Raw genomic sequence first — 24,995 nt, 5'->3', positions numbered from 1 at the left:
GCGCCGGCCGAACCACCCGGGCCCGGGCCGGGGAAACCGTTTCACGGCCATCGCCCGCCGCCCCATAGGATTGGGGCTAGTCGTCCCGTTCCCGTCTGTCGCGCGACGCGGGACGACTGGCCCCGGCCCCAAACCACACACACTCACCCCAGAGGATCGCTGCATGCCTGGCATCACGCGCGAGGAGGTCGCCCACCTCGCCCGGCTGGCGCGTCTGGAGCTGAAGCCCGAAGAGCTCGAGCACTTCGCGGGACAGCTGGACGACATCATCGGCGCGGTCGCCCGCGTCAGTGAGGTCGCCGACCAAGACGTACCGCCGACCTCGCACCCGCTCCCGCTGACGAACGTCATGCGCGTGGACGAGGTCCGTCCGTCGCTCACCCCCGAGCAGGCGCTCTCCGGCGCCCCGGCCCAGGAGCAGCAGCGTTTCAAGGTGCCGCAGATCCTGGGGGAGGACTGACCATGACGGACAGCAACATCATCAAGCTCACCGCCGCAGAGACCGCCGCGAAGATCGCCTCCGGTGAGCTCACGGCCGTGCAGGTCACCGAGGCCCACCTCGCCCGCATCGAGGCCGTCGACGAGAAGGTGCACGCCTTCCTGCACGTCGACCGCGAGGGCGCCCTCGCCCAGGCCCGTGCCGTCGACGAGAAGCGGGCCAAGGGCGAGAAGCTCGGTCCGCTGGCCGGCGTCCCCCTCGCGCTGAAGGACATCTTCACCACCGAGGGCGTCCCGACGACCGTCGGTTCGAAGATCCTGGAAGGGTGGATTCCGCCGTACGACGCCACCCTCACCAAGAAGCTCAAGGCCGCTGACGTCGTCATCCTCGGCAAGACCAACATGGACGAGTTCGCCATGGGGTCGTCCACCGAGAACAGCGCCTTCGGGCCGACCGGCAACCCCTGGGACCTCACCAGGATCCCCGGCGGTTCCGGCGGCGGCTCCTCCGCCGCGCTCGCCTCCTTCCAGGCGCCCCTCGCCATCGGCACCGACACCGGCGGCTCCATCCGCCAGCCGGCCGCCGTCACCGGCACGGTCGGTGTGAAGCCGACGTACGGCGCCGTCTCGCGGTACGGCATGGTCGCCTTCTCGTCCTCCCTCGACCAGGGCGGACCGTGTGCCCGTACGGTCCTGGACGCGGCGCTCCTGCACGAGGTCATCGCCGGTCACGACCCGCTGGACTCGACATCGATCGACGCGCCCGTCCCGCCGGTCGTCGAAGCCGCTCGCAACGGCAGCGTGCAGGGCATGCGCGTCGGCGTCGTCAAGCAGTTCCGCGGCGAGGGCTACCAGGCCGGCGTCATCCAGCGCTTCGACGAATCCGTCGCTCTGCTCAAGGAGCTGGGCGCCGAGATCGTCGAGCTGGACTGCCCGTCCTTCGACCTCGCGCTGTCGGCGTACTACCTGATCGCGCCCTCCGAGTGCTCCTCCAACCTCGCCCGCTTCGACGGCCTGCGCTACGGCCTGCGGACCGGCGACGACGGTACGCACTCCGCCGAGGAGGTCACCTCCCTCACCCGTGAGGCGGGCTTCGGCCCCGAGGTGAAGCGCCGCATCATGCTCGGCACGTACGCGCTCAGCTCCGGCTACTACGACGCGTACTACGGCAGCGCCCAGAAGGTCCGCACGCTCATCACGCGCGACTTCGAGAAGGCCTTCGAGCAGGTGGACGTCATCGTCTCGCCGACGACTCCCACCACCGCCTTCCCGATCGGCGAGCGTGCCGACGACCCGATGGCGATGTACCTCGCCGACCTGTGCACCATCCCGACCAACCTCGCCGGCAACGCGGCCATGTCCCTGCCCTGCGGTCTGGCCCCGGAGGACAACCTCCCGGTCGGCCTGCAGATCATCGCCCCGGCGCTGAAGGACGAACGCCTGTACAAGGTCGGCGCCGCCGTCGAGGCCGCCTTCGTGGAAAGGTGGGGGCACCCGCTTCTGGAGGAGGCACCGTCGCTGTGAGCAAGCTGTCCAAGGCCAAGGATTTCAAGAAGTCCAAGTCCGGTCTGTACCTGTCCATGGCCACCACCGCGTTCGGTGCGGTCAGTGTCGCCAAGCAGGCCAAGAAGGCCCGCGTGGAGAGCGACACGCTGCGCCTGATCGACGCCGCCGTGTCCGCCGCCGCGATCGTCACCGGCCTCGCCATCCTCTACCGCGAGCTGAAGCGGCTGGGCGACGACGACGTCCTGCTGGGCTGAGAGGGAAGTTTCACCGTGACCACCACGACCGACCTGGTGTCGTACGAGGACGCGCTGGCGTCGTACGACCCCGTCATGGGCCTCGAGGTCCATGTCGAACTCGGCACCAAGACGAAGATGTTCTGCGGTTGTTCGACCGAGCTCGGTCAGGGCGCCAACACGCAGACCTGCCCCACCTGCCTCGGCCTGCCCGGCTCGCTCCCGGTCGTCAACGCGACCGGCGTCGAGTCGGCGATCAAGATCGGTCTCGCGCTGAACTGCGAGATCGCCGAGTGGTGCCGCTTCGCCCGGAAGAACTACTTCTATCCGGACATGCCGAAGAACTTCCAGACCTCCCAGTACGACGAGCCGATCGCCTTCAACGGCTACCTCGACGTGCAGTTGGAGGACGGCGAAACCTTCCGCGTGGAGATCGAGCGCGCCCACATGGAGGAGGACACCGGCAAGTCGACGCACGTCGGCGGCGCGACTGGCCGTATCCACGGCGCCTCGCACTCGCTGCTCGACTACAACCGCGCCGGTATCCCGCTCATCGAGATCGTCACCAAGCCGATCGTCGGCGCGGGCGAGCGCGCTCCCGAGGTGGCGAAGGCGTACGTCCGTGAGCTGCGCGAGCTCATCAAGGCGCTCGGCGTGTCGGAAGCCCGCATGGAGATGGGCCAGATGCGCTGTGACGTGAACCTCTCGCTGATGCCCAAGGGCAGCGAGAAGTTCGGCACGCGCTCGGAGACGAAGAACGTCAACTCGCTGCGGTCCGTGGAGCGTGCGGCCCGTTACGAGATCCAGCGGCACGCGGCCGTGCTGAGCGGCGGCGGAATCATCATCCAGGAGACGCGGCACTTCCACGAGGACACCGGGTCCACGACCTCGGGCCGCGTGAAGGAAGAGGCCGAGGACTACCGGTACTTCCCCGAGCCGGACCTGGTGCCGGTGGCCCCCTCCCGCGAGTGGGTCGAGGAGATCCGGGCGGCGCTCCCCGAGCTGCCGCTGGCCCGCCGTACCCGGCTCCTCGCGGAGTGGGGCATCTCGGCCGTCGACATGCAGGCGATCCTCAACGCCGGCGCCCTGGAGCCGATCGTCGCCACGATCGACGCCGGTGCCGACGCCGCCTCCGCCCGTAAGTGGTGGATGGGCGAACTCGCCCGCAGCGCCAACGAATCGGGCAGGACGCTGGACGAGCTGGCCATCACCCCGGCCCAGGTCGCCCGCGTCGCCGAGCTCGTCTCGAAGGGCGACCTCAACGACAAGCTGGCCCGCCAGGTCATCGAGGGCGTCCTCGCGGGCGAGGGCACCCCGGACGAGGTCGTCGACAAGCGCGGTCTGAAGGTCGTCTCCGACGAGGGCGCCCTGGGCACCGCCGTCGACGAGGCCATCGCCGGCAACCCCGGCATCGCCGACAAGATCCGCGGCGGCAAGGTGGCCGCGGCCGGCGCACTGGTCGGCGCGGTCATGAAGGCGACCCGGGGCCAGGCCGACGCGGCCCGCGTCAAGGAGCTGATCCTGGAGAAGCTGGGCGTCAGCGAGGGCTGAGCGTCAACACGTGTGCGGCCCCGGAGAACCCATGGGTCCTCCGGGGCCGTTGCCGTGCCTGGCGCTGCTCGCGGGCTATGGCTTACGGCGCCCTACGAGTCGTACGAAGCCCAGCGCGCGCCCCTCGTCCGCCCGCACCATCTCGCCGTTCCGGCGGGCCATCGTGCGGTGGAACTCCTCGGGGCTCTCCTCGGCGACCACGTCGCACCACAGCAGCCAGTCCCGCCAGCCGTCGTCCAGCCAGTCGGCGGCCTCGACCTCGACCGCGCCACTGCGCGTCCAGTGCCGTCGCCACCAGTCGGCGGTGTGGAAGGACCAGAAGTCGGGCTCCCACCACGGCTTGAGATGGTCCGGCGGCTCGATGCCGTCCGGTTCCTCCCGCAGTGCCGGTACGACGACGCCGATCCGCCCGCCGGGCTTCAACAGGCGGGTGAGCGTGGGCAGATAGAGGTCGTTCGTGCCGAAGTAGTGGTACGCGTCGATGCTCACGATCGCGTCGAAGCTGCCCTCGGCGAACGGCAGGTCGTGCGCCTCGGTGTGCACGGGCAGCACACGGTCGGCGAAACCGGCCTCGGCGATGCGCTCGGCGTTGTCGTCGGGCTTGATCCACAGGTCGGCGGCGGTGACCTGGGCGTCGTACTCCCTGGCCAGGAAGACGGAGGTCATCGCCCGGCCGCAGCCCAGGTCGAGGACGCGTGCGCACGGGCGCAGGGCGTCCAGGCCGAGGGCGGGGGCCAGCCACTCCAGCAGCCAGAGTGCGTTCGGGCCCATCTGGTTCTCGATGACCCAGCGGACGTCGTAGTTGTTGCTGCGCGGGTAGCGGGCGTGGGTCAGCCGCTTGGCGAGGTCCTCACTCGTCGAGGTCCTCGGGGTGATGTCTGGCATCGGTGAACGGGCTCCTTGAGTCCTGGAAGGCGGAAGGGGATACGGAGGAGCTCGGCCGGACGCTCAAACAATGCACCTGCCCAGGTCGGCGGCGGTGTGCCGGATCAGTGGCTGACCTTCGGAAGCTAGCAGTCCGCCATACGGCCCCGCATCCGGTTTCCGGCGCGACGCGCTACGCTCGCCCGCCATGAGTGGACGTGGTGATTCCGAGATATCCGAGACACGGGAGGACGAGCCCACCGAAGTTCTGGAAGACGACGAGCAGACCGAAGTCCCGGAAGACGACGAGCACACCGAAGATCCGGAGGGCACCGAGGACCCGGCCCAGGTGGCGCGGCGGGCCCGCTGGACGGCGGCCGTGACCGGGGTGCTCCTCACCCTCGCCGGGCTGTCCGCGTCGGCGCTGCGGGCCACCGGATCCGCCCCGGCCCTCGTCCCGGCCGCCTATGCCTTCGGCGCCGCCGTCTGCGCGCTCGCGGCCTTCCTCGGATCGCGGGGGCGGACCCGCCGGGCGCTGTGGCTGCTCGTCACCGGGGTGATGGTGATGGCGCTGGGGGATCAGTTCGACTGATGTGAAAGGTGTCACTCAGGACCGACAGAGTGACCGTTACTGTCCTGTGATCTGCCTCCCATTCTGGTGAATCAACCCACCAACGCGGCAAATGATCTTCCTCGCCTGCGAGAGTTTGCTTCACATCGCTCATGCGTTCTTTGCGGGCTGTTCACTTCATGAACGACGATTCCCGGCCAAAGATCCAAAAATCGTCTCCGGGAGCACGTTCGTGGCAGCTCTTGCACGCTGGTGTGTCCAACGCCGCCTCGTCGCCGTACTGCTCTGGCTGCTCGCCTTCGGCGGGGTGACCGCGGCCGCGGCCGTCACGGGCACCGCGTACTCGAACGACTACCACGTCCCGGGCACCGAGGCCGGCCGCGCCACCCGGCTCCTCGAGGACGGCTTCCCCGGCCTCGGCGGCGACAGTGACACCGTTGTCTGGCACACCACGTCCGGCACCGTCCGCGCCGCCGACGTCGAGCAGACCATGACCCGCACCCTGGCCGAGATCGCGGAGCTGCCGGGCGTCGCGGCCGTCGGCAGCCCGTACGGCAAGCAGGGCGGCGCCCAGATCAGCGACGACGGGCACACGGCGTACGCCACCGTGACCTTCGACGACAGTGCCGAGAACCTCGACGCGGGCGAGGCGCGGGCCGTAGTGAACACGGCGAAGGACGCCGAGACCGACGGGCTCCAGGTGGAGCTGGGCGGCAGTGCCGTCGGGCTCACCGAGTCGCCGGGCGGGCACCTCGCCGAGGTCGTCGGGGTGGCCGTCGCCGCGGTCGTTCTGTTCCTCGCCTTCGGCTCGCTCGCCGCCTCGCTGCTGCCCATCGCCACCGCGCTGGTCGGCGTCGGCACCGCGTACGCCGGGATCGTGCTCCTCGGGCACGCCATGACGGTGGCCGACTTCGCGCCCATGCTCGGCATGCTCATCGGGCTCGGCGTCGGCATCGACTACGCGCTGTTCATCGTCACCCGGCACCGGCGCGGGCTGAAGCGCGGGCTGCCCGTCACCGAGTCGATCACGAACGCCGTGGCCACCACCGGACGGGCCGTGGTCTTCGCGGGCGCGACCGTGTGCATAGCCCTGCTCGGGATGCTGATCCTCCGGCTCAGCTTCCTCAACGGCGTCGCGATCGCCGCCTCGCTGACCGTGGTCCTGACGGTCGCCGCCTCCGTGACCCTGCTGCCCGCCCTGCTGTCCTTCATCGGCATGCGGGCCCTCAGCCGCCGCGAACGGCGCAGGCTCGCCGAGCACGGCCCCGAGCCGGAGCTGCCGACCGGGTTCGCCGCGCGCTGGTCGGCGTTCGTGGAGCGCCACCCCAAGGCGCTCGGCGCGATAGCCCTGGCCGTCATCACGGTCCTCGCGCTGCCCACGCTGGGCCTGCGCCTGGGCACCTCCGACCAGGGCAACAACCCCGAGTCCTCGACCACCCGCCAGGCCTACGACCTCCTCGCCGACGGCTTCGGCCCCGGCGTGAACGGCCCCCTCACCCTGGTCACCGAGGTCGACGGCGGCGACGACAAGCTCGCCCTCGACAACCTCGACGCCACCCTGCGGGGCACCGAGGGCGTCGCGTCGGTGACCCCGGTGACGTACAACTCCGGCGGCGACACCGCGTACCTCACCGTCGTACCGGAGTCCTCCCCGCAGTCGCGGCAGACCAGCGACCTCGTGGACCGGCTGCGCTCCGAGGTCCTGCCGCGCGCCGAGACCGGCACCTCGCTCGATGTGCAGGTCGGCGGCATGACGGCCGGCTACGACGACTTCGCCGACGTCATCGTCGGCAAGCTGCCGCTGTTCGTCGGTGTCGTGATCGGCCTGGGCTGTCTGCTGCTCCTGCTCGCCTTCCGGTCCGTCGGCATACCCCTGAAGGCCGCCGCGATGAACGTCGCCGCCGTCGCCGCCGCCTTCGGCGTCGTCGTCGCGATCTTCCAGTGGGGCTGGGGGAGCGAGCTGCTGGGCCTGGGCCGCGCGGGCCCGATCGAACCGTTCCTCCCGGTCATCATGGTCTCGGTGCTCTTCGGCCTCTCGATGGACTACCAGGTCTTCCTGGTCAGCCGGATGTACGAGGAGTGGCTGGAGACCGGCGACAACCGGCGGGCCGTCCGGGTCGGCCTCGCCGAGACCAGCCGGGTGATCAACTCCGCCGCGGTCATCATGATCTCGGTCTTCCTCGCCTTCGTCCTCAGCGGCGACCGTGTGATCGCCATGTTCGGCATCGCCCTCGCCGCCGCCGTCGCCCTGGACGCCTTCGTACTCCGCACGCTCCTCGTCCCCGCCCTGATGCACCTGCTCGGCGGCGCCAACTGGTGGCTGCCCCGCTGGCTCGACAGGCGCATGCCCCGCATCAGCATCGAGCCGCCCGAGTCCCGCTCCGCCCATGAGAGGCTCACCGACGTCGTGGCGGAACTGGAGAAGGAGCAGCGGGGAGATGTACGCGATATCGCTGGGTGACGACGGAGCCGAGCTGAGGCCCCTGGAGCCGTGGCACGCCGAGGAGTTCCTCGCGAACCTGGAGCGGGGCCGGGAGTTCATCGGGCAGTACATCCCGTTCGGCTCGAACGCCACTGACGTGACCTCGGCACGGGAGACCCTCCAGCGGTACGCCGATATGCGCGCCGCGGACACGGCCTCGTACCACGGCATCTGGCTCGACGGGAAACTCGTCGGCGGGGTCCTCACGCTGAACTTCGACGCGGTGACCGGCAACTGCGAGGTCGGGTGCTGGCTGGAGCCCGCCGCGACCGGACGCGGGCTCATCACCCGGGCGATGCGGGTGCTCATCGACTGGGCGGTCGAGGAACGCGGCATCCACCGCGTCGAATGGGTCGCCGCCTCCGGCAACACACCCAGCCTGAACGTCGCGCGGCGCCTCGGAATGACCCGCGACGGCGTACGCCGGCAGGCGCACCCCTATGGTGGGGTGCGGCACGACCTGGAGGTGTGGTCGATCCTCGCCCCGGAGTGGCGTGAAGCACGCGCGCGTGCCGCACACAACGATCATTAAGACACCTCTCAGAGAGCGTCCGTACGGTGCGAGACATGGGAACGAAGACAGTGGGCGAGACCGTGGCCGAGGCCAAGACCGACGACGAGAACGTGGACGTCACCGAGGCGACCGAGGCCGAGGCCGACGTCGTCGGCGGGAGCGAGCACGAGGAGGAGGTGGCCGCCGAGGCGACGGAAGCGGCCCCGTCCGGCGTCGGGCAGGGTGCGGGCGCGGTGGTCTCCGCGGCGCTCGGCCTCGTCTCCCTGACCGGTGGCTGGATCGGCACGGTCGCCGCCGCGCGCGAGACCCTGGTCGGCCAGCTGGAGACCGCCTCGAACGCGAGCGTCGCCAAGCAGATCAAGGAGGTCTACGGCGACGCCTGGCAGGCCTCCGCCCTGTGGGCCGGCGTCTTCGCACTGGCCGCGCTGATCGTCGGCGTCGTGGTGCTCGCCCGGCCCGCGTTCGGGGCGCCCGGCAAGCCGCAGGCACCGTGGATCAAGTCGGTCGCCTGGGGCGGCGTCGCGCTCGGCGTCATCGGCCTGCTGCTGGCCGTCCTCAAGTACACCGACGCCCTGCTCGGCCTGCCGTCGGCGAGCTGAGTCACCGCGGATCCCGAGGGGTCTCAGAGCCGCCGTAAGCACCTCGGACGGCGCACTGAGGCCCCTCACGCGCATCTAAGGCCCCCACCCACCGGCGAAGATGCGGAACTCTCCCGATGTGGCGGACCCGCCTGGGAGACGAAGGTGGAGGCATCGCGCAAAGCGACGCCGAAACCCGACTCCCACCAGGACGTACGAGGAATCCGCCATGTACGAGTACGAGCTGCACCGCATCCGTTCCGCCGAACTGATCCGCCAGGCCGAGCACGAGCGCCTGGCACGCGAGGCCGTCCGGGTCCGTCGTGAGGCCCGCCGCGAGGCCGTGCAACGCGCTGCCGAGGGGGCGGCGGATTGATGCCGGGCCGCGCATGGGCGGCAGCTCCCAGAAGACGGCAACCCCGATGCTGGGCGCGGCGAAAACCGGTGCCCTGCTGTCGGCGCCCCGTGCGATGCTCGACCCCGTGGAGAGCCGGTCCGTAAGCCCCGTGTTCGTCGGTCGCGCAACCGAGTTGGAGACACTGCACGACGCCCTAGCCCGAGCCGCCGCAGGCGACCCGCAGGCATTGCTGATCGGGGGAGAGGCCGGGGTCGGCAAGACCCGCCTCGTCGAGGAGTTCGCCGGCGCCGCCGCCCGCGAGGGCGCCGTCGTCGTGCTCGGCGGCTGCGTCGAGATCGGCGCCGACGGCCTGCCGTTCGCCCCGTTCTCCACCGCGCTGCGCGCCCTGCGCCGCGAACTGCCCGAGGAACTGACCGCGGCCGCCGCCGGTCAGGAGGAGGAGCTGGCGCGCCTGCTACCCGAGTTGGGCGAAACGGCCCAACCCCGCGGAGCGGATCGCTCCGACGAGGAGGGCATGGCCCGCCTCTTCGAACTCACCGCCCGCCTCCTGGAGCGCGTCGCCGCCGGCCGCACGGTCGTGGTCGCATTGGAGGACCTGCACTGGGCCGACGCCTCCACCCGCCACCTCCTCTCCTACCTCTTCCGCACCCTGCGCACCGGCCGCCTCGTCGTCCTGGCCACCTACCGCTCCGACGACATCCACCGCCGCCACCCGCTGCGCCCGCTCCTCGCCGAACTCGACCGGCTGCGCACGGTCCGCCGTATCGAACTCGGCCGCTTCAACCGCGCCGAGGTCGGCCGCCAGATGGCCGGCATCCTCGCCCAGGAACCCGACCCGGCCCAGGTCGACGAGATCTTCGAACGCTCCGACGGCAACGCCTTCTTCGTCGAGGAACTCGCCGTCGCCGCCCACGAGGGCTGCCGCACCGGCCTCACCGACTCCCTGCGCGACCTGCTCCTGGTCCGCGTCGAGGGGCTGCCCGAGAGCGCCCAGCGGGTCGCCCGGATCGTCGCCGAGGGCGGCTCCACCGTCGAGTACCGGCTGCTCGCCGCCGTCGCGGGGCTCGCCGAGGACGACCTCATCGAGGCGCTGCGGGCCGCCGTGAACGCCAACATCCTCATCGCCGCGCCCGGCGGCGACGGCTACCGCTTCCGGCACTCCCTGGTCCGCGAGGCCGTCGGCGACGACCTGCTGCCCGGCGAGCGCTCTCGCCTCAGCCGCCGCTACGCCGAAGCCCTGGAGGCCGACCCGACGCTCGTCCCGGCCGACGAGCGCGTCATGCGGCTGGCCAGCTACTGGTACCACGCCCACGACCCGGCCAAGGCCCTGCCCGCCGTCCTGGACGCCTCCGTCACCGCCCGCCGCCGGCACGCCCGCTCCGAGCAACTGCGGCTGCTGGAACGCGCGATGGAGCTGTGGGACGCCGCGCCCGAGGACGTACGGGCCACGCTGCGCCCCGTCGACTACACCGAGGTCCATCCTCGCCCACTGCCTGAACGGCGCGGGGGGACCCCCAGCGGCTGCGACCCCGAGACCACGCCCCTGCGCTACCTCGACCTGATGGCCGAGGCCGCCGTCGCCGGGCGGCTGTGCGGGGAGCGCGAACGCGCCCTGAAGATCACCAAGCGGGCCCTGCGCCTCCTGGAGGACGAGGACGGCGACCCCCTGCGCGCCGCCTGGTTCTGGGTCCAGCGCTCCCGCCTGGTGCAGGCCCAGGCCCGCGGCGACGGCTGGAAGGAGCTGGGCACCGCCCAGGAGCTGGTGCGCGGTCTGCCACCGTCCGAGGTACACGCCGAGGTACTCGCCACCGCGGCCAACTGGTCGATTCTGCGCAACCCCGGCCCCGACGCCATGTCGGCCGCCGAGCGGGCCGTCGAGTACGCGCGCATGGTGGGCGCCGAGGGCATCGAGCTGAACGCACGCCTCACACTCGGCGGACTCATGGTCGAGGCCGGACAGATCGAGACCGGACTGGCCCAGATGTACGAGGTCAGGGCCGAGGTACTGGCGCGCGGCCTCGCCGCAGTCGTCGGACGCAGCCATGTGAACCTGCCGTCCGTCCTGGAAGGCATCGGCCGCTCCGAGGAGGCCGTGGGGCTTTTACGCGAGGGACTGCGGCTGACCCAGAAGTGGGGCCTGCGCGACTCCGAGGCCTGGATCTGGACGAACCTCGCCGAGTCACTGCTCTCCCTGGGCCACTGGGACGAGGCCGCCGAGGCTGCGGTCAACGCCCAGCGCACCGGTCAGTCCGCCAAGCCGCGCGGCGGCGCCTCCAATCACCTCGCCCAACTCGCCCTCGCCCGCGGCGACCTCGCCGAGGCCACCCGACACCTCGCCGCCGCCCGCGCCGCCTACGGCACCCATGACCCCATGCCGCAGAACAACCTGCCGATGTCCTGCCTCACCATCGGCACAGCCGCCGCCGAGGGCCGTCTCCTCGATGCCCGCGCCGAGGCCGACCAGGCCCTGAACGCCGGCTTCCCGCCCGGCACCCAGCGCTACGCCTGGCCGCTGCTGCTGGCCGCCGCCGTCGCCGAGTCCGACACCCACGCCCTGCCCGCCGCGCAGGAGGGCCGCGCCGCCTTCCTGGAACGGCTCTTCGAGGCCGTCCGCAAGCTCACCACAGGCGCTCCCCTGTGGCTGGCCTACGAGAAGTGGACCCGAGCCGAACTCGACCGCGCCGAGAGCCGGGCCACCCCCGACACCTGGTCGGACGTGGTGACCGCCTTCGAAGCCCTGGAACGCCCCTACGACCTCGCCCAGGTCCGCCACCGCCTCGCCGAGGCACTGCTCGCGCTCGGCGGCGAGGACGAGCGCGCCCGCGCCGCGGAACTGCTCCGCCTGACCCGGGCCACCGCCACCCACCTGGGAGCCCGCCCCCTCGCCGACGCCACGGCCCAGCTGGCCCGGCGAGCCCGTCTCTCCCTCACGGCTGCCCCGCCCCCACCCCCGACCGACCCGGCCGACTCCCTCGGCCTCACCACCCGGGAACGGGACGTCCTGCGCCTGGTCTCCGACGGCCGCACCAACCGTCAGATCGCCGAGGCGCTCTTCATCTCACCGAAGACGGCCAGCGTGCATGTGTCGAACATCCTGGGGAAGCTCGGCGTCTCGGGGAGAGGGGAAGCGGCCGCGATGGCGCATCGGATGGGGTTGTTCTCGGCTGAAACGGTCACATCCGGAACGAGAAGCTGAGGTTTACGCTGTAAGGGACGCCGGTCAAGGGAGGTTGCGTGTTCAACGCGTTCGAGGAACTCTTCGCCCCCGGCCGCAAGCACACCCGCGAGGAGCAGAACCGTCTGGAACTGACCCGCGAGGACGTCGGGGACAACGACCCCGGGCGTGGGCCGATAGATCTCGCGTCCGGGAAGGTGGTCGTACGGCGGTCCGAGCCGTCCGCGGAGGAGGCCGACGGCGAGGAGTGAGGGGCGCTCAGCTCACCTGCACCTCCAGAATCCGGTCGTCCCCGTCCTTCGGGTCGCCCCGTCCGTCCGTGTTGCTCGTCGTCACCCACAGCTTGTCGCCGCCCGCCGGGACGACCGTGCGCAGGCGGCCGTACTCGCCCTCCAGGAACGCCTGCGGGTCCGCCGAGGCCTCCGTGCCGTTCAGCGGGACGCGCCACAGGCGCTGGCCCTTCAGGCCGGCCATCCAGATGGAACCCTCGGCGTGGGCGATGCCGCTGGGGGAGGCGTCGTCGGTGCCCCACTGGGCCAGCGGGTTGTGGTACTCGCTGCCCTCGGACTTGCCCTCGACCTCCGGCCAGCCGTAGTTGTCTCCCGGCTTGATCGCGTTCAGCTCGTCCCAGGTGTCCTGGCCGAACTCGGCGGCGAACAGGCGCTGTTCGGCGTCCCAGGCCAGGCCCTGCACATTCCGGTGGCCGTACGAGTACACGGGGGAGTCGGGGAAGGGGTTGCCGGGGGCCGGTTCGCCTTCGGGCGTCAGGCGCAGGATCTTGCCGCCCGTGGACTCCTTGTTCTGGGAAAGCCCGGTGTCACCGCTCTCGCCCGTGCCCGCGTACAGCATCTTGTCCGGGCCGAAGGCGATCCGGCCGCCGTTGTGGATGTAGCCCTTGGGGATGCCCTTGAATATCGTGTCGGGCGCGCCCAGCTGTTCGCCGGACGGCTTCTGCTCGTCGTACAGCATGCGGACGATGCGGTTGTCCGAGGCCGAGGTGAAGTAGGCGTAGACCATGTGGTCCGAGGCGAAGTCCGGCGACAGCGCCAGGCCCATCAGGCCGCCCTCGCCCGCCGGTGAGACACCCGGTACCTCACCCAGCTCGGTCTTCTTGCCGGTCTCCCCGTCGACCCGGGTGATCGTGGCCTCGTCGCGGGAGGAGACGAGCAGGTCGCCGTCAGGGAGCGGGGCCAGGCCCCAGGGGGTGTTCAGGCCCTCGGCGACGGTGCGCACCACCTTGACGGAACCCCGCGCAGGCGGGGTCTCCTCGGCGGCCCGGCTGGGCGAAGACCCCGCGGCCGTAGCGCTGCTCGACGCCGCGCTACCGCCCTCGCCCGGCGATCCCCCGTCGTCGGAGGAGCAGCCGGCCGTCAGCAGCAGCGCGGCCGTGGCCAGTACGGCCGTCACAACTCGACCTTGCACGATCACGGTCCCTTCGACGCGGCGGGTTCTACTCTTCTTACACCGCTCGGGCCCCACAGGTTCCCGGTCAATGAATGTCGAACCACCGCGCACCGGCGCCTGGCCGGTTTTCGCCCGGGACGGGCCAGGATCAGTCCCGCGACCCGTGCGGCGTCAGTCCCAGGATCCCCGCGCCCCCGGCAGCTCCGCCACCTCGGCCAGGTCCTCCGCGGTCAGCCGCAAGCCCTCGGCCGCCGCGTTCTCCGGCACCCAGCGCTCCTGCTTGGCCCCGGGCACCGCGACCACGTGCCGCCCCTGCGCCAGCACCCAGGCCAGTGCCACCTGCGCGGGCGTGACCCCCTCGCCGTGCCGGCCCGCTATTCGGCGCAGGCCGACGACTATCGGCTGGTTCGACGCCATCATCTCCGCGGTGAAGCGCGGGTGCCGGGCGCGGACGTCGTCCGGTTCGAAGCCCTCGCCGGGGGTGAGTGTGCCACTCAGGAAGCCGTTGCCCAGGGGCATGGCCGCCAGGAAGCCGACGCCGCGCGCCTCGCACCACGGCACCAGCGTCTCCAGCGCCTCCGGCGACCACACCGACAGCTCCGCCTGCACGGCGCTCACCGGGAAGACCTGCTGCACCCGCTGCAACTGCCGGATCGTCGCGTCGTGCAGGCGCGCTCCCGAGCGCCGGCCGCCTCGCGCGCCCACCGCGCACAGCCCCAACGCCCGTACCTTTCCGGCCTGGACGAGCTCCGCCATCGCGCCCCACGTCTCCTCGACGGGGACTTCGGGGTCCGCGCGATGCAGTTGGTAGAGGTCGATCACGTCCGTCTGCAGGCGGCGCAGAGAGGCGTCGCAGGCCCGCTTCACATAGCCGGGGCGGCCGTTGGCCACGATGTGCTGCTCGCCGACCAGCAGGCCGACCTTCGTCGAGACGAACGCGTCCTGGCGGCGCTCCTTCAACACCCGCCCCACCAGCAGCTCGTTGGTGAACGGACCGTACATGTCGGCGGTGTCCAGCAGTGTCGAGCCCAGATCGAGCGCCCGGTGCACCGCCCTGAGCGACTCCTCGCCCCGCTGGCGCGACGAGCTGTACGCCCAGCTCATCGGCATGCACCCGAGCCCGACGGCTCCCACCGCGAGTGCCGCCGCGCCGATCGTCCTGCGCTCCACCTGGCCGTAACCCTCCCTCTTCCGGCACCCCAACCTAACCTCTGCACTTCCCTTCGCCTCACATAGCCTCCTGACCATGACTGCTGACGTATGGCTCCCCATCCCGCCGGAAGAGATCGAGGGCCTCCCGGAGGGGCCGAACTACCGCTTCTGGGACGGCGCCGAGGACTTTCCCGCCGACCCCGCCGAGTGCGTTTTCTACGTCGTCCCCTACATGAAGCCGCCCGGGCTCGGGCAGCGTCCCCTGCCGCGGATGAGCTCCGTGGAGGTCGTCCAGACCCTCTCCGCGGGCACCGACCACGTGGAGCCCGGTCTCAGGCACCTTCGGCCGGGCGTGCGGCTGTGCAACGCGCGCGGGGTGCACGAGGCGAGCACCGGTGAACTCACCCTCACCCTGATCCTCGCCTCACTGCGCGGTGTCCCCGACTTCGTGCGGGCGCAGGACAAGGGGGAGTGGCTCGGCGGCTTCCGGCCCGCGCTGGCCGACAAGAACGTCCTCATCGTGGGATACGGCTCGATCGGGGCCGCGATCGAGGACCGGCTCGCGCCCTTTGAACTGGCGCGGGTGGCGCGCGTCGCGCGCTCTGAGCGCACCACGGCGCGCGGACCCGTGCATCCGCTCACCGAACTGCCCGCCCTGCTCCCGCAAGCGGACGTCGTCATCCTGTCCACGCCCCTGACGGACACCACCCGCCACCTGGTGAACGCCGACTTCCTCGCCCGGATGAAGGACGGCGCGCTGCTGGTCAACGTCGCCCGGGGAGCCGTGGTCGACACCAAGGCGCTGCTCGCCGAGCTGGAGACCGGGCGCATCACCGCCGCCCTGGACGTCACCGACCCCGAACCGCTCCCGCGCGAACACCCCTTGTGGCGTGCGCCGGGCGTGCTGATCAGCCCGCATGTGGGCGGGCCGACGTCCGCGTTCCTGCCGCGGGCCAAGCGGCTACTGGTGGACCAGTTGAGTCGTTACGTGAACCGGGAGCCCTTGCGCAACGTGATCCTTACGACGGGCGCGACGCGCGCGTGACGCTCACGGGCCGAGCATCGCGCGGGTGCCGCGCACGCCGCGCGTAACGGCCTCTACATCCGGTTCGAGTACCCTCCGCAACCCTGTGGAAGCGGTCCGTACTCGCATATGCCCAGGTCGTCACGGAGCGTAGAGGCACTATGTCCCTGAGTGACGAGACTGGTGTATCGTCCGGACAGGGGTTGCGCCGCCACCGTCGGCGCCGGGGATGGACATTTCAGATTTGTGAGGGGGGCGACGGGCGATGCACGGCCAATGGACGAGCGAACCGACGCGGCGGGGCCGCCGGCGGCGACCCTGGCGTACGGTCGCGCGCAGACGCGGCCACCACGGCAGCCACGGCTGCCGTCACAGCCATCACCAGCGCAGGCACAGCGGCCGCAGGCGGCATGAGCAGCCGGCGCCCCGGGACGCTCGGGACCCGGGAGCGGCGCGGACCGGGAGGGCATGGTGAGCCCGCCGCCCCCCACGACCACCCTCGACTCGGCGCTGCGCGCACGGCCCTCGCCGTCCGCGATGCTGCCCCGTCTGTCGTCCTGCGGTCGCGGCTCGGGGCTGCTGCCGCAACTCGTTCTGGCCCTGGTGTGCGCGGGATACGCCGTCGGTTCCGCGATCGGCTGGGGTTCGGACCAACTGGCACTGATCATGGGCGACTTCGGGCTGGCCGCCGCGGCCGGCGCCGCCGCCGTGTCCTGCTTCCGCTACGCCCGTAACAGCCGTATCCGCTTTCGGCCCGCCTGGCTGCTGTTCGCCCTCTCCTCGGCGATGGCTGCCCTCGGCAACCTGGTCTGGGGGTGGTACGAGGTCGTCCTGGGACTGCCCGTGCCCAGCCCCTCCTACGCCGACGGGTTCTTCCTGTGCTTCGCGCCGCCCGCCATCGTGGGGCTCCTGGTGCTCGCCAAGCGACCGGTGACCAAGGCCGGCTGGATCTGCCTCGGGCTGGACGCCTGGCTGATCGGCGGCTCCCTGCTGACGCTGGCATGGAGCCTCGCCCTGGCCCAGGCGGCCAAGATCGACTCGAACGCGAGCGTGGCGCACACCGCGCTCTCGCTCGCCTATCCGCTGCTCGACATCGCCCTGGTCAGCATGGTGCTCGCGCTGCACTTCCGCCGCTCGTCGGCGAACCGCACCGCAATCAACACGGCGATCGGCGCGCTCGCCCTGACCGTGATGTGCGACGCCCTGTTCACCTCACCGCTGCTGCACAACAGCTACCGCTCCGGCCAACTGCTCGACGCCGGCTGGTTCGCCGGCTCGCTGCTCCTGGCGTACGCCCCCTGGGCCGCGCCCCGGCGCGGGCACGAGGAGACCGACCGGCACCACACGGGGCACACGCGCGTGGTGCACGAGCACGTACCCGGACAGCGCACCGTGAGCCACCACCACACGCCCGTACAGGGAGGTGATCACACCCGGTACCCGGTCACCCGGCCGATCGCCGGCTCCCTGGCCGCGCTCACGCCGTACCTCGCCGCCGCCGTCTGCACACTGGGGATCCTCTACAACGTCCTCAACGGCCGCAGCGTCGACCGCGTCGTGCTCATCACCGGCGGCACCGTCGTGCTCGCCCTCGTGGTGCGCCAGGGCATCATGCTGCTCGACAACATCACCCTCACCCAGGAACTGGCGCAGAAGGAGAACCACTTCCGCTCCCTGGTGCAGGGCTCCAGCGACGTCATCATGATCGCCGCGACCAACGGCATCCTCCGGTACGTGTCCCCGGCCGCCGCCGGGGTCTACGGCCGTACCGCCGAGGAGCTGGTGGGTACCGAACTGGCCAATCTCATCCACCCGGAGGACCTGGGCTGCGTGGTGCACGAGGTGCGCCGCTTCCTCGCCGCCAGCCCACTTGAGGAACCCACTACGCGCATCGAATGCCGCTTCCGGTCCGGGGAGGGCGGCTGGCTCAACGTCGAGTCGACCGTCAACCGGCACCACGGCGGCCTCATCTTCAACAGCCGGGACGTGACCGAAAGAGTGCGCCTGCAGGCGCAGCTCCAGCACAACGCCGAGCACGACCCGCTCACCGACCTGCCCAACCGCGCGCTGTTCACCAAGCGCGTCCAGCAGGCACTGTCCGGCCGCCGCGCCACCGACCGGGGCCTCGCCCTGCGCAACACGGCCGTCCTCTTCATCGACCTCGACGGCTTCAAGGGCGTCAACGACACGATCGGACACCAGGCCGGGGACGAACTGCTCGTCCAGGCCGCCCGCAGACTCCAGGAGGCGGTCCGGCACGGGGACACCGCGTCCCGGCTGGGCGGCGACGAGTTCGCGGCCCTGATCGTCGGGGACAACACCCGGGACCGCGCCGCCCGTGAACGCCACATCCTGGAGCTCGCCGACCGCCTCAGGGTGACGCTGTCGCAGCCGTATCTCATCGACGGCAACGATGTCCGGGTCAACGCCTCCATCGGCGTGGCCTTCGCCGAGCCGGGCCTCGGCGCGGGCGAGCTGCTGCGCAACGCCGACCTGGCCATGTACCGCGCCAAGGCGGGCGGCAAGGGCCGCGTCGAGCTGTACAAGCCGCAGATGCAGCAGGACGTCGTACGCAAGGCGGAACTGGCCACGCGCCTGCGTGCCGCGCTGCACGACGGCGAGTTCGCCCTCCTGCACCAGCCGGTGGTGTGCCTCGCGGACGGCCGGATCACCTCGGTCGCCGCCCAGGCGCGCTGGCGGTCCTCGCAAGGGGTGCTGTTCACGCCCGCCGAGTTCCTGCGGGTGGCCGAGGACAGCGACAAGACCGCCGAACTGGGCCGCTGGATGCTTCAGGAGGCCGTCGAGCAGGCCGCGGAACGCACCGCGACCGGGCTCGCCGTACCCGTCGCCGTCCGGATGGGCGCACGCCGGCTGCTGGACCGGTCGATGCCGCTCGGCTCGATCGAGGCGCTGCTGACCCGGCACGGGCTGCCGTCCGGGTCGCTGATCATCGAGATGTCCGACCTCGATCCCCGTATCCCGCTGGACGAACTGGAACGCCGCCTGAGCGGCCTGCGCAGACTCGGCGTCCGGGTCGCCCTGGACGGCTTCGGCAGCGGATACGGCGCGATCACGGCCCTGCGCCGGCTCCCCGTCGACATCCTCAAGCTCGACCGCGGTCTGGTCGAGGGGGTCGTCGAGTCCGCGCGGCTGCACAAGATCACCAGTGGGCTGCTGCGGATCGCCGGCGACCTCGGCCTGCAGTCCGTGGCCGACGGCGTGGATCTGCCGGAGCAGGTGGTCGCGTTGCGCGCGATGGGATGCACGCACGGGCAGGGCATGGCGTTCTCCGGGCCGCTGGACGAGTACCGGCTGCGCCGGGCGCTCAGTTCCGGCCACTATCCGGTCCCGCACGGACCGGTGGAGCCCGCGTTCGCGGGAGGCGCGAGAGAGCCGCAGGGGCTGTGGCGCCCCGGAGGTGAACGAGCCATGGAAGGGGGTTCGGGGGTGTACACCAGTGGGGTGGCCGCTGTTCTCGGAGGCGGAAGTGCCCTTCGCTCACATAATGAGACTCCCGTCCCACCCACTTGACAGTGAGTGGGCGGCGGGGGGAGGGTCAGTGCCATGCGCACCCGAATCCTCGTACTTGGAAAGCGCGTCGGCTGAAGCTGGTGACGTCCGGACAGACCCGGAACTCCCAGCCTCCACACCCGACGCGCTCCCCTCGCTTGCCTTACGGCACGAGGGGTTTTTTGTTGCACAGGCACCAGTCGTGCAGCATCGAAACTCCGCTCAAACCTCGCAAAAACCCTCAGCATCGAGAAGAGAATGCCGATGACCGAGCAGGCCACCGGGGCCCATAATCCGCAGCCGCGGCCCCGATCCGGAGGACAGCAGTCCGCCCCCGAGCACGTCACGGGTGCGCAGTCCCTCATCCGTTCGCTCGAGGAGGTCGGCGCCGACACGGTATTCGGCATTCCGGGTGGTGCGATCCTGCCGGCGTACGACCCGCTGATGGACTCCACCAAGGTCCGCCACGTCCTGGTCCGCCACGAGCAGGGCGCCGGCCACGCCGCCACCGGCTACGCGCAGGCCACCGGCCGGGTCGGCGTCTGCATGGCGACCTCCGGCCCCGGCGCCACCAACCTGGTCACGCCGATCGCCGACGCCCACATGGACTCGGTGCCGCTCGTGGCGATCACCGGGCAGGTGGCCTCGAAGGCGATCGGTACGGACGCCTTCCAGGAGGCGGACATCGTCGGCATCACCATGCCGATCACCAAGCACAACTTCCTCGTCACCAAGGCCGAGGACATCCCGCGGATCATCGCGCAGGCGTTCCACATCGCCTCCACCGGCCGCCCCGGCCCGGTCCTGGTCGACATCGCCAAGGACGCCCTCCAGGCGAAGACCACCTTCTCCTGGCCGCCCACCATGGACCTGCCCGGCTACCGGCCCGTCACCAAGCCGCACGCCAAGCAGATCCGCGAGGCCGCCAAGCTGATCACCAACGCCAAGCGGCCCGTCCTCTACGTCGGCGGCGGTGTCATCAAGGCCGGCGCCACCGCCGAGCTGAAGGTCCTCGCGGAACTGACCGGAGCGCCCGTCACCACCACCCTGATGGCGCTCGGCGCATTCCCCGACAGCCACCCGCTGCACGTGGGGATGCCGGGCATGCACGGTGCGGTCACCGCCGTCACCGCGCTGCAGAAGGCCGACCTGATCGTCGCCCTCGGCGCCCGCTTCGACGACCGCGTCACCGGCAAGCTGGACAGCTTCGCGCCGTACGCCAAGATCGTCCACGCCGACATCGACCCGGCCGAGATCGGCAAGAACCGGGCCGCCGACGTGCCGATCGTCGGGGACGCCCGGGAGGTCATCGCCGACCTGGTCCAGGCCGTCCAGAAGGAGCACGCCGAGGGCCACCAGGGCGACTACAGCGCCTGGTGGAAGGACCTCTCCCGCTGGCGTGAGACCTACCCGCTCGGCTACGACCAGCCCGAGGACGGCTCGCTGTCCCCGCAGCAGGTCATCGAGCGCATCGGCCAACTCGCCCCCGAGGGCACGATCTTCGCGGCGGGCGTCGGCCAGCACCAGATGTGGGCCGCGCACTTCATCCAGTACGACAAGCCCGCCACCTGGCTGAACTCCGGCGGCGCCGGGACGATGGGCTACGCGGTGCCGGCCGCGATGGGCGCCAAGGCCGGAGCCCCCGCCCAGACCGTCTGGGCGATCGACGGCGACGGCTGCTTCCAGATGACCAACCAGGAACTCACCACCTGCGCCCTGAACAACATCCCGATCAAGGTCGCCATCATCAACAACGGCGCCCTCGGGATGGTCCGCCAGTGGCAGACCCTGTTCTACAACCAGCGCTACTCCAACACCGTGCTGCACTCCGGCCCGGAGGCGGACGGCAAGCAGCCGAGCGCCGGCACCCGCGTCCCCGACTTCGTGAAGCTGTCGGAGGCCATGGGCTGCTACGCGATCCGCTGTGAGAACCCGGCCGACCTCGACAAGGTCATCGAAGAGGCGAACTCCATCAACGACCGCCCCGTCGTCGTCGACTTCATCGTCCACGAGGACGCGATGGTGTGGCCGATGGTCGCCGCCGGCACCTCCAACGACGAGATCATGGCCGCCCGGGACGTCCGCCCCGACTTCGGCGACAACGAAGACGACTGAGCGAGAGAGACGTAAAAAGACCATGTCCAAGCACACGCTCTCCGTCCTGGTGGAGAACACGCCGGGCATCCTCGCCCGGATCGCCGCCCTCTTCTCCCGCCGCGGCTTCAACATCGACTCGCTCGCGGTCGGTGTCACCGAGCACCCCGACATCTCCCGCATCACCATCGTGGTGAACGTCGAGGACCTGCCGCTGGAGCAGGTGACCAAGCAGCTCAACAAGCTGGTCAACGTGCTGAAGATCGTCGAGCTGGAGCCCGGTTCGGCCGTTCAGCGCGAACTCGTTCTGGTGAAGGTGCGCGCCGACAACGAGACCCGCTCCCAGATCATCGAGATCGTCCAGCTGTTCCGCGCCAAGACGGTCGACGTCTCGCCGGAGGCCGTCACCATCGAGGCCACCGGCTCCAGCGACAAGCTGGAGGCCATGCTGAAGATGCTGGAGCCGTTCGGCATCAAGGAGCTCGTCCAGTCCGGCACGATCGCGATCGGACGCGGCGCGCGTTCGATCACGGACCGGTCGCTGCGGGCGCTCGACCGCTCGGCATAGGGACGCGTTCGGACGGTCGGGTGACACCGGCCGTCCGGATTCCGCCCGTATAGCGAGACCCCGAAACTTCCCTTCCCCCCGCCGTCATACGGTGGGACGCAACACCTGCACACAAGGAGAGAACCCAAAGTGGCCGAGCTGTTCTACGACGCCGACGCCGACCTGTCCATCATCCAGGGCCGCAAGGTCGCGGTCATCGGTTACGGCAGCCAGGGCCACGCCCACGCGCTGTCGCTCCGTGACTCGGGTGTCGACGTCCGCGTCGGTCTGCACGAGGGCTCCAAGTCCAAGGCGAAGGCCGAGGAGCAGGGCCTGCGCGTGGTGACGCCGTCGGAGGCCGCCGCCGAGGCCGACGTCATCATGATCCTGGTGCCGGACCCGATCCAGGCCCAGGTCTACGAGGAGCACATCGCCCCGAACCTGAACGACGGCGACGCCCTGTTCTTCGGCCACGGCTTCAACATCCGCTTCGGCTTCATCAAGCCCCCGGCCGGCGTGGACGTCTGCATGGTCGCCCCGAAGGGCCCGGGCCACCTGGTGCGCCGTCAGTACGAGGAGGGCCGCGGCGTTCCGTGCATCGCGGCCGTCGAGCAGGACGCCTCCGGCAACGCCTTCGCGCTCGCCCTGTCGTACGCCAAGGGCATCGGCGGCACCCGCGCCGGCGTCATCAAGACGACCTTCACCGAGGAGACCGAGACCGACCTGTTCGGTGAGCAGGCCGTCCTCTGCGGTGGTACGGCCGCCCTGGTCAAGGCCGGTTTCGAGACGCTGACCGAGGCCGGCTACCAGCCGGAGATCGCGTACTTCGAGTGCCTGCACGAGCTGAAGCTGATCGTGGACCTCATGTACGAGGGCGGCCTGGAGAAGATGCGCTGGTCGATCTCGGAGACCGCCGAGTGGGGCGACTACGTCACCGGTCCGCGGATCATCACCGACGCCACCAAGGCCGAGATGAAGAAGGTCCTCGCCGAGATCCAGGACGGCACCTTCGCCCAGGCCTGGATGGACGAGTACCACGGCGGTCTGAAGAAGTACAACGAGTACAAGACCGCGGACTCCGAGCACCTGCTGGAGACCACCGGCAAGGAGCTGCGCAAGCTCATGAGCTGGGTGAACGAGGAGGCGTAAGCCTCAGCGGACGGGGCCGGAGCATGCCGCTCCGGCCCCTTTGTCCAACCCGTCGCATCACGGACGGGTGATCCTTCCGCGGAGGCGCAGGACGGCCTCTGCCGCGCCACTACACTGGCGCACAACATACGCGTCAGGCCCACAGCGTCGTGCGTCTTCCACGCGGCCACCACCCTCCCTCGCTTGCGGCCGTCGGGACGGCCGTCCGCATTGGACTTGTGAGGACTCACGTGAGCTCGAAACCCGTCGTACTCATCGCCGAAGAGCTGTCGCCCGCGACCGTGGACGCGCTCGGCCCCGACTTCGAGATCCGGCACTGCAACGGAGCGGACCGAGCCGAGCTGCTCCCGGCCATCGCCGACGTGGACGCGATCCTGATCCGCTCCGCCACCAAGGTCGACGCCGAGGCCATCGCCGCCGCGAACAAGCTCAAGGTCGTCGCGCGAGCCGGCGTCGGCCTGGACAACGTCGACGTCTCCGCCGCCACCAAGGCCGGCGTGATGGTCGTCAACGCCCCCACCTCGAACATCGTGACCGCCGCCGAACTGGCCTGCGGTCTCCTCGTCGCCACCGCCCGCCACATCCCGCAGGCCAACGCCGCGCTGAAGAACGGCGAGTGGAAGCGCAGCAAGTACACGGGTGTGGAGCTCGCCGAGAAGACCCTGGGTGTCGTGGGTCTCGGACGGATCGGTGCGCTGGTCGCTCAGCGCATGTCCGGGTTCGGGATGAAGGTCGTCGCCTACGACCCCTACATCCAGCCCGCGCGCGCCGCGCAGATGGGTGTCAAAGTGCTGTCGCTGGACGAGCTGCTCGAGGTCTCCGACTTCATCACCGTCCACCTGCCCAAGACCCCCGAGACCGTCGGCCTCATCGGCGACGAGGCGCTGCGCAAGGTCAAGCCGAGCGTGCGCATCGTCAACGCCGCGCGCGGCGGGATCGTCGACGAGGAGGCTCTGTACTCCGCCCTCAAGGAGGGCCGGGTCGCCGGTGCCGGTCTCGACGTGTACGCGAAGGAGCCCTGCACGGACTCCCCGCTTTTCGAGTTCGACCAGGTCGTCGCCACCCCGCACCTCGGTGCCTCGACGGACGAGGCCCAGGAGAAGGCCGGTATCGCCGTCGCCCGTTCGGTGCGTCTCGCCCTCGCCGGTGAGCTCGTGCCCGACGCGGTGAACGTCCAGGGCGGTGTCATCGCCGAGGACGTCAAGCCGGGTCTGCCGCTCGCCGAGCGCCTGGGCCGTATCTTCACGGCGCTCGCCGGCGAGGTCGCGGTCCGCCTCGACGTCGAGGTGTACGGCGAGATCACCCAGCACGATGTGAAGGTGCTGGAGCTCAGCGCCCTCAAGGGTGTCTTCGAGGACGTCGTCGACGAGACGGTGTCGTACGTCAACGCCCCGCTGTTCGCCCAGGAGCGCGGCGTGGAGGTGCGGCTGACCACCAGCTCGGAGGCCACCGACCACCGCAACGTCGTCACCGTTCGCGGCACGCTCGGCAACGGCGAGGAGGTGTCGGTCTCCGGCACGCTGGCCGGCCCCAAGCACCTGCAGAAGATCGTCGCGGTCGGCGACTACGACGTGGACCTCGCGCTGGCCGACCACATGGTCGTCCTGAAGTACGAGGACCGTCCGGGTGTCGTCGGCACGGTGGGTCGTATCTTCGGCGAGGCGGGCATCAACATCGCCGGTATGCAGGTCTCGCGTGCCGTCGCCGGCGGTGAGGCGCTGGCCGTGCTGACGGTGGACGACACGGTGCCCGCCGGAGTGCTGACCGAGGTCGCCGCGGAGATCGGGGCGACGTCCGCTCGTGCGGTGAACCTGGCCTGAGGTTGCCGTATCCGGGGGCTGCCGC

20 protein-coding genes are annotated in these 24,995 nt (G+C 70.6%); 17 read left to right on the top strand and 3 right to left on the bottom strand.

Annotated features, from left to right (window positions below; translation table 11 throughout):
- The first annotated feature begins 163 nt into the window (after positions 1 to 163).
- The 4 genes from gatC to gatB are packed head-to-tail and all read left to right on the top strand — an operon-like array spanning position 164 to position 3,728.
- A complete protein-coding gene (gene gatC / locus IF78_RS0126425) occupies positions 164 to 460 on the top strand; it encodes an Asp-tRNA(Asn)/Glu-tRNA(Gln) amidotransferase subunit GatC (RefSeq protein ID WP_031485327.1) in 297 nt (98 codons plus the stop codon).
- Positions 457 to 1,962, top strand: a complete 1,506-nt coding sequence (gene gatA / locus IF78_RS0126420; RefSeq protein WP_199921433.1) for an Asp-tRNA(Asn)/Glu-tRNA(Gln) amidotransferase subunit GatA — start codon at positions 457 to 459, stop codon at positions 1,960 to 1,962. Before gatC ends, gatA begins: the two co-directional genes overlap by 4 nt.
- On the top strand, positions 1,959 to 2,198 hold the full coding sequence (locus tag IF78_RS0126415; RefSeq protein ID WP_031485323.1) for a hypothetical protein: 240 nt from the start codon (positions 1,959 to 1,961) through the stop codon (positions 2,196 to 2,198). Before gatA ends, IF78_RS0126415 begins: the two co-directional genes overlap by 4 nt.
- Positions 2,199 to 2,213: 15 nt before the next feature.
- On the top strand, positions 2,214 to 3,728 hold the full coding sequence (gene gatB / locus IF78_RS0126410; RefSeq protein WP_031485319.1) for an Asp-tRNA(Asn)/Glu-tRNA(Gln) amidotransferase subunit GatB: 1,515 nt from the start codon (positions 2,214 to 2,216) through the stop codon (positions 3,726 to 3,728).
- Between the two features lie 75 nt (positions 3,729 to 3,803).
- Here the strand turns inward: gatB and IF78_RS0126405 are convergent, their stop codons facing one another.
- Positions 3,804 to 4,613 (bottom strand): SAM-dependent methyltransferase, encoded by an 810-nt coding sequence (locus tag IF78_RS0126405; protein WP_031485316.1) that lies wholly within the window; start codon positions 4,611 to 4,613, stop codon positions 3,804 to 3,806.
- 187 nt (positions 4,614 to 4,800) lie between these two features.
- Here IF78_RS0126405 and IF78_RS0126400 point away from each other — a divergent pair, with 187 nt between their 5' ends.
- From IF78_RS0126400 to IF78_RS0126370, 7 genes are all read left to right on the top strand, one after another.
- Entirely contained in the window at positions 4,801 to 5,184 is a 384-nt protein-coding gene (locus IF78_RS0126400; RefSeq protein ID WP_063762206.1) for a hypothetical protein, read from the top strand.
- A 211-nt stretch (positions 5,185 to 5,395) separates the two neighbouring features.
- Complete coding sequence (locus IF78_RS0126395; RefSeq protein WP_031485312.1) at positions 5,396 to 7,624, top strand: MMPL family transporter; 2,229 nt, start codon at positions 5,396 to 5,398, stop codon at positions 7,622 to 7,624.
- Entirely contained in the window at positions 7,602 to 8,177 is a 576-nt protein-coding gene (locus IF78_RS0126390) for a GNAT family N-acetyltransferase (protein WP_031485310.1), read from the top strand. The genes IF78_RS0126395 and IF78_RS0126390 overlap by 23 nt, the downstream gene beginning before the upstream one ends.
- Positions 8,178 to 8,212: 35 nt before the next feature.
- Positions 8,213 to 8,758, top strand: coding sequence for a hypothetical protein (locus IF78_RS0126385; protein WP_031485309.1), 546 nt, complete (start codon positions 8,213 to 8,215; stop codon positions 8,756 to 8,758).
- Positions 8,759 to 8,966: 208 nt separating this feature from the next.
- Positions 8,967 to 9,113 carry a hypothetical protein gene (locus tag IF78_RS48955; protein WP_167348331.1) on the top strand — a complete coding sequence of 49 codons (147 nt, stop codon included), beginning with the start codon at positions 8,967 to 8,969 and terminating at the stop codon, positions 9,111 to 9,113.
- Positions 9,114 to 9,207: 94 nt separating this feature from the next.
- Complete coding sequence (locus IF78_RS0126375; RefSeq protein ID WP_037641284.1) at positions 9,208 to 12,291, top strand: helix-turn-helix transcriptional regulator; 3,084 nt, start codon at positions 9,208 to 9,210, stop codon at positions 12,289 to 12,291.
- A 38-nt stretch (positions 12,292 to 12,329) separates the two neighbouring features.
- Complete coding sequence (locus IF78_RS0126370) at positions 12,330 to 12,521, top strand: DUF6191 domain-containing protein (RefSeq protein WP_031485305.1); 192 nt, start codon at positions 12,330 to 12,332, stop codon at positions 12,519 to 12,521.
- A 7-nt stretch (positions 12,522 to 12,528) separates the two neighbouring features.
- Here IF78_RS0126370 and IF78_RS0126365 read toward each other — a convergent pair whose 3' ends face one another.
- Together IF78_RS0126365 and IF78_RS0126360 are read right to left on the bottom strand one after the other, a co-directional pair.
- Complete coding sequence (locus tag IF78_RS0126365) at positions 12,529 to 13,677, bottom strand: PQQ-dependent sugar dehydrogenase (RefSeq protein WP_031485303.1); 1,149 nt, start codon at positions 13,675 to 13,677, stop codon at positions 12,529 to 12,531.
- A 168-nt stretch (positions 13,678 to 13,845) separates the two neighbouring features.
- Positions 13,846 to 14,844 carry an aldo/keto reductase gene (locus tag IF78_RS0126360; RefSeq protein WP_031485301.1) on the bottom strand — a complete coding sequence of 333 codons (999 nt, stop codon included), beginning with the start codon at positions 14,842 to 14,844 and terminating at the stop codon, positions 13,846 to 13,848.
- A 76-nt stretch (positions 14,845 to 14,920) separates the two neighbouring features.
- On the opposite strand from IF78_RS0126360, the gene IF78_RS0126355 reads away from it, so the two are divergent.
- From IF78_RS0126355 to serA, 6 genes are all read left to right on the top strand, one after another.
- Positions 14,921 to 15,871 (top strand): 2-hydroxyacid dehydrogenase, encoded by a 951-nt coding sequence (locus IF78_RS0126355; protein ID WP_031485299.1) that lies wholly within the window; start codon positions 14,921 to 14,923, stop codon positions 15,869 to 15,871.
- A gap of 447 nt (positions 15,872 to 16,318) precedes the next feature.
- Positions 16,319 to 19,381 carry a putative bifunctional diguanylate cyclase/phosphodiesterase gene (locus tag IF78_RS0126350; protein ID WP_031485297.1) on the top strand — a complete coding sequence of 1,021 codons (3,063 nt, stop codon included), beginning with the start codon at positions 16,319 to 16,321 and terminating at the stop codon, positions 19,379 to 19,381.
- 237 nt (positions 19,382 to 19,618) lie between these two features.
- A complete protein-coding gene (locus tag IF78_RS0126345) occupies positions 19,619 to 21,475 on the top strand; it encodes an acetolactate synthase large subunit (protein ID WP_031485296.1) in 1,857 nt (618 codons plus the stop codon).
- Positions 21,476 to 21,497: 22 nt separating this feature from the next.
- Positions 21,498 to 22,022: an acetolactate synthase small subunit gene (ilvN, locus tag IF78_RS0126340; protein ID WP_031485293.1), complete on the top strand. Its 525-nt coding sequence runs from the start codon at positions 21,498 to 21,500 to the stop codon at positions 22,020 to 22,022.
- Between the two features lie 129 nt (positions 22,023 to 22,151).
- The gene (gene ilvC / locus IF78_RS0126335) at positions 22,152 to 23,150 is read left to right on the top strand and encodes a ketol-acid reductoisomerase (RefSeq protein ID WP_031485291.1); all 999 of its coding nucleotides are present in this window, start codon (positions 22,152 to 22,154) and stop codon (positions 23,148 to 23,150) included.
- A 230-nt stretch (positions 23,151 to 23,380) separates the two neighbouring features.
- A complete protein-coding gene (gene serA / locus IF78_RS0126330) occupies positions 23,381 to 24,970 on the top strand; it encodes a phosphoglycerate dehydrogenase (RefSeq protein WP_031485290.1) in 1,590 nt (529 codons plus the stop codon).
- Positions 24,971 to 24,995 lie beyond the last annotated feature (25 nt).

The organism is Streptomyces bicolor (assembly GCF_000719285.1).
GTDB lineage: Bacteria > Actinomycetota > Actinomycetes > Streptomycetales > Streptomycetaceae > Streptomyces > Streptomyces bicolor.
Note: the sequence above shows the minus strand (reverse complement) of the source record. Positions and strands in the feature narration are given on the sequence as shown.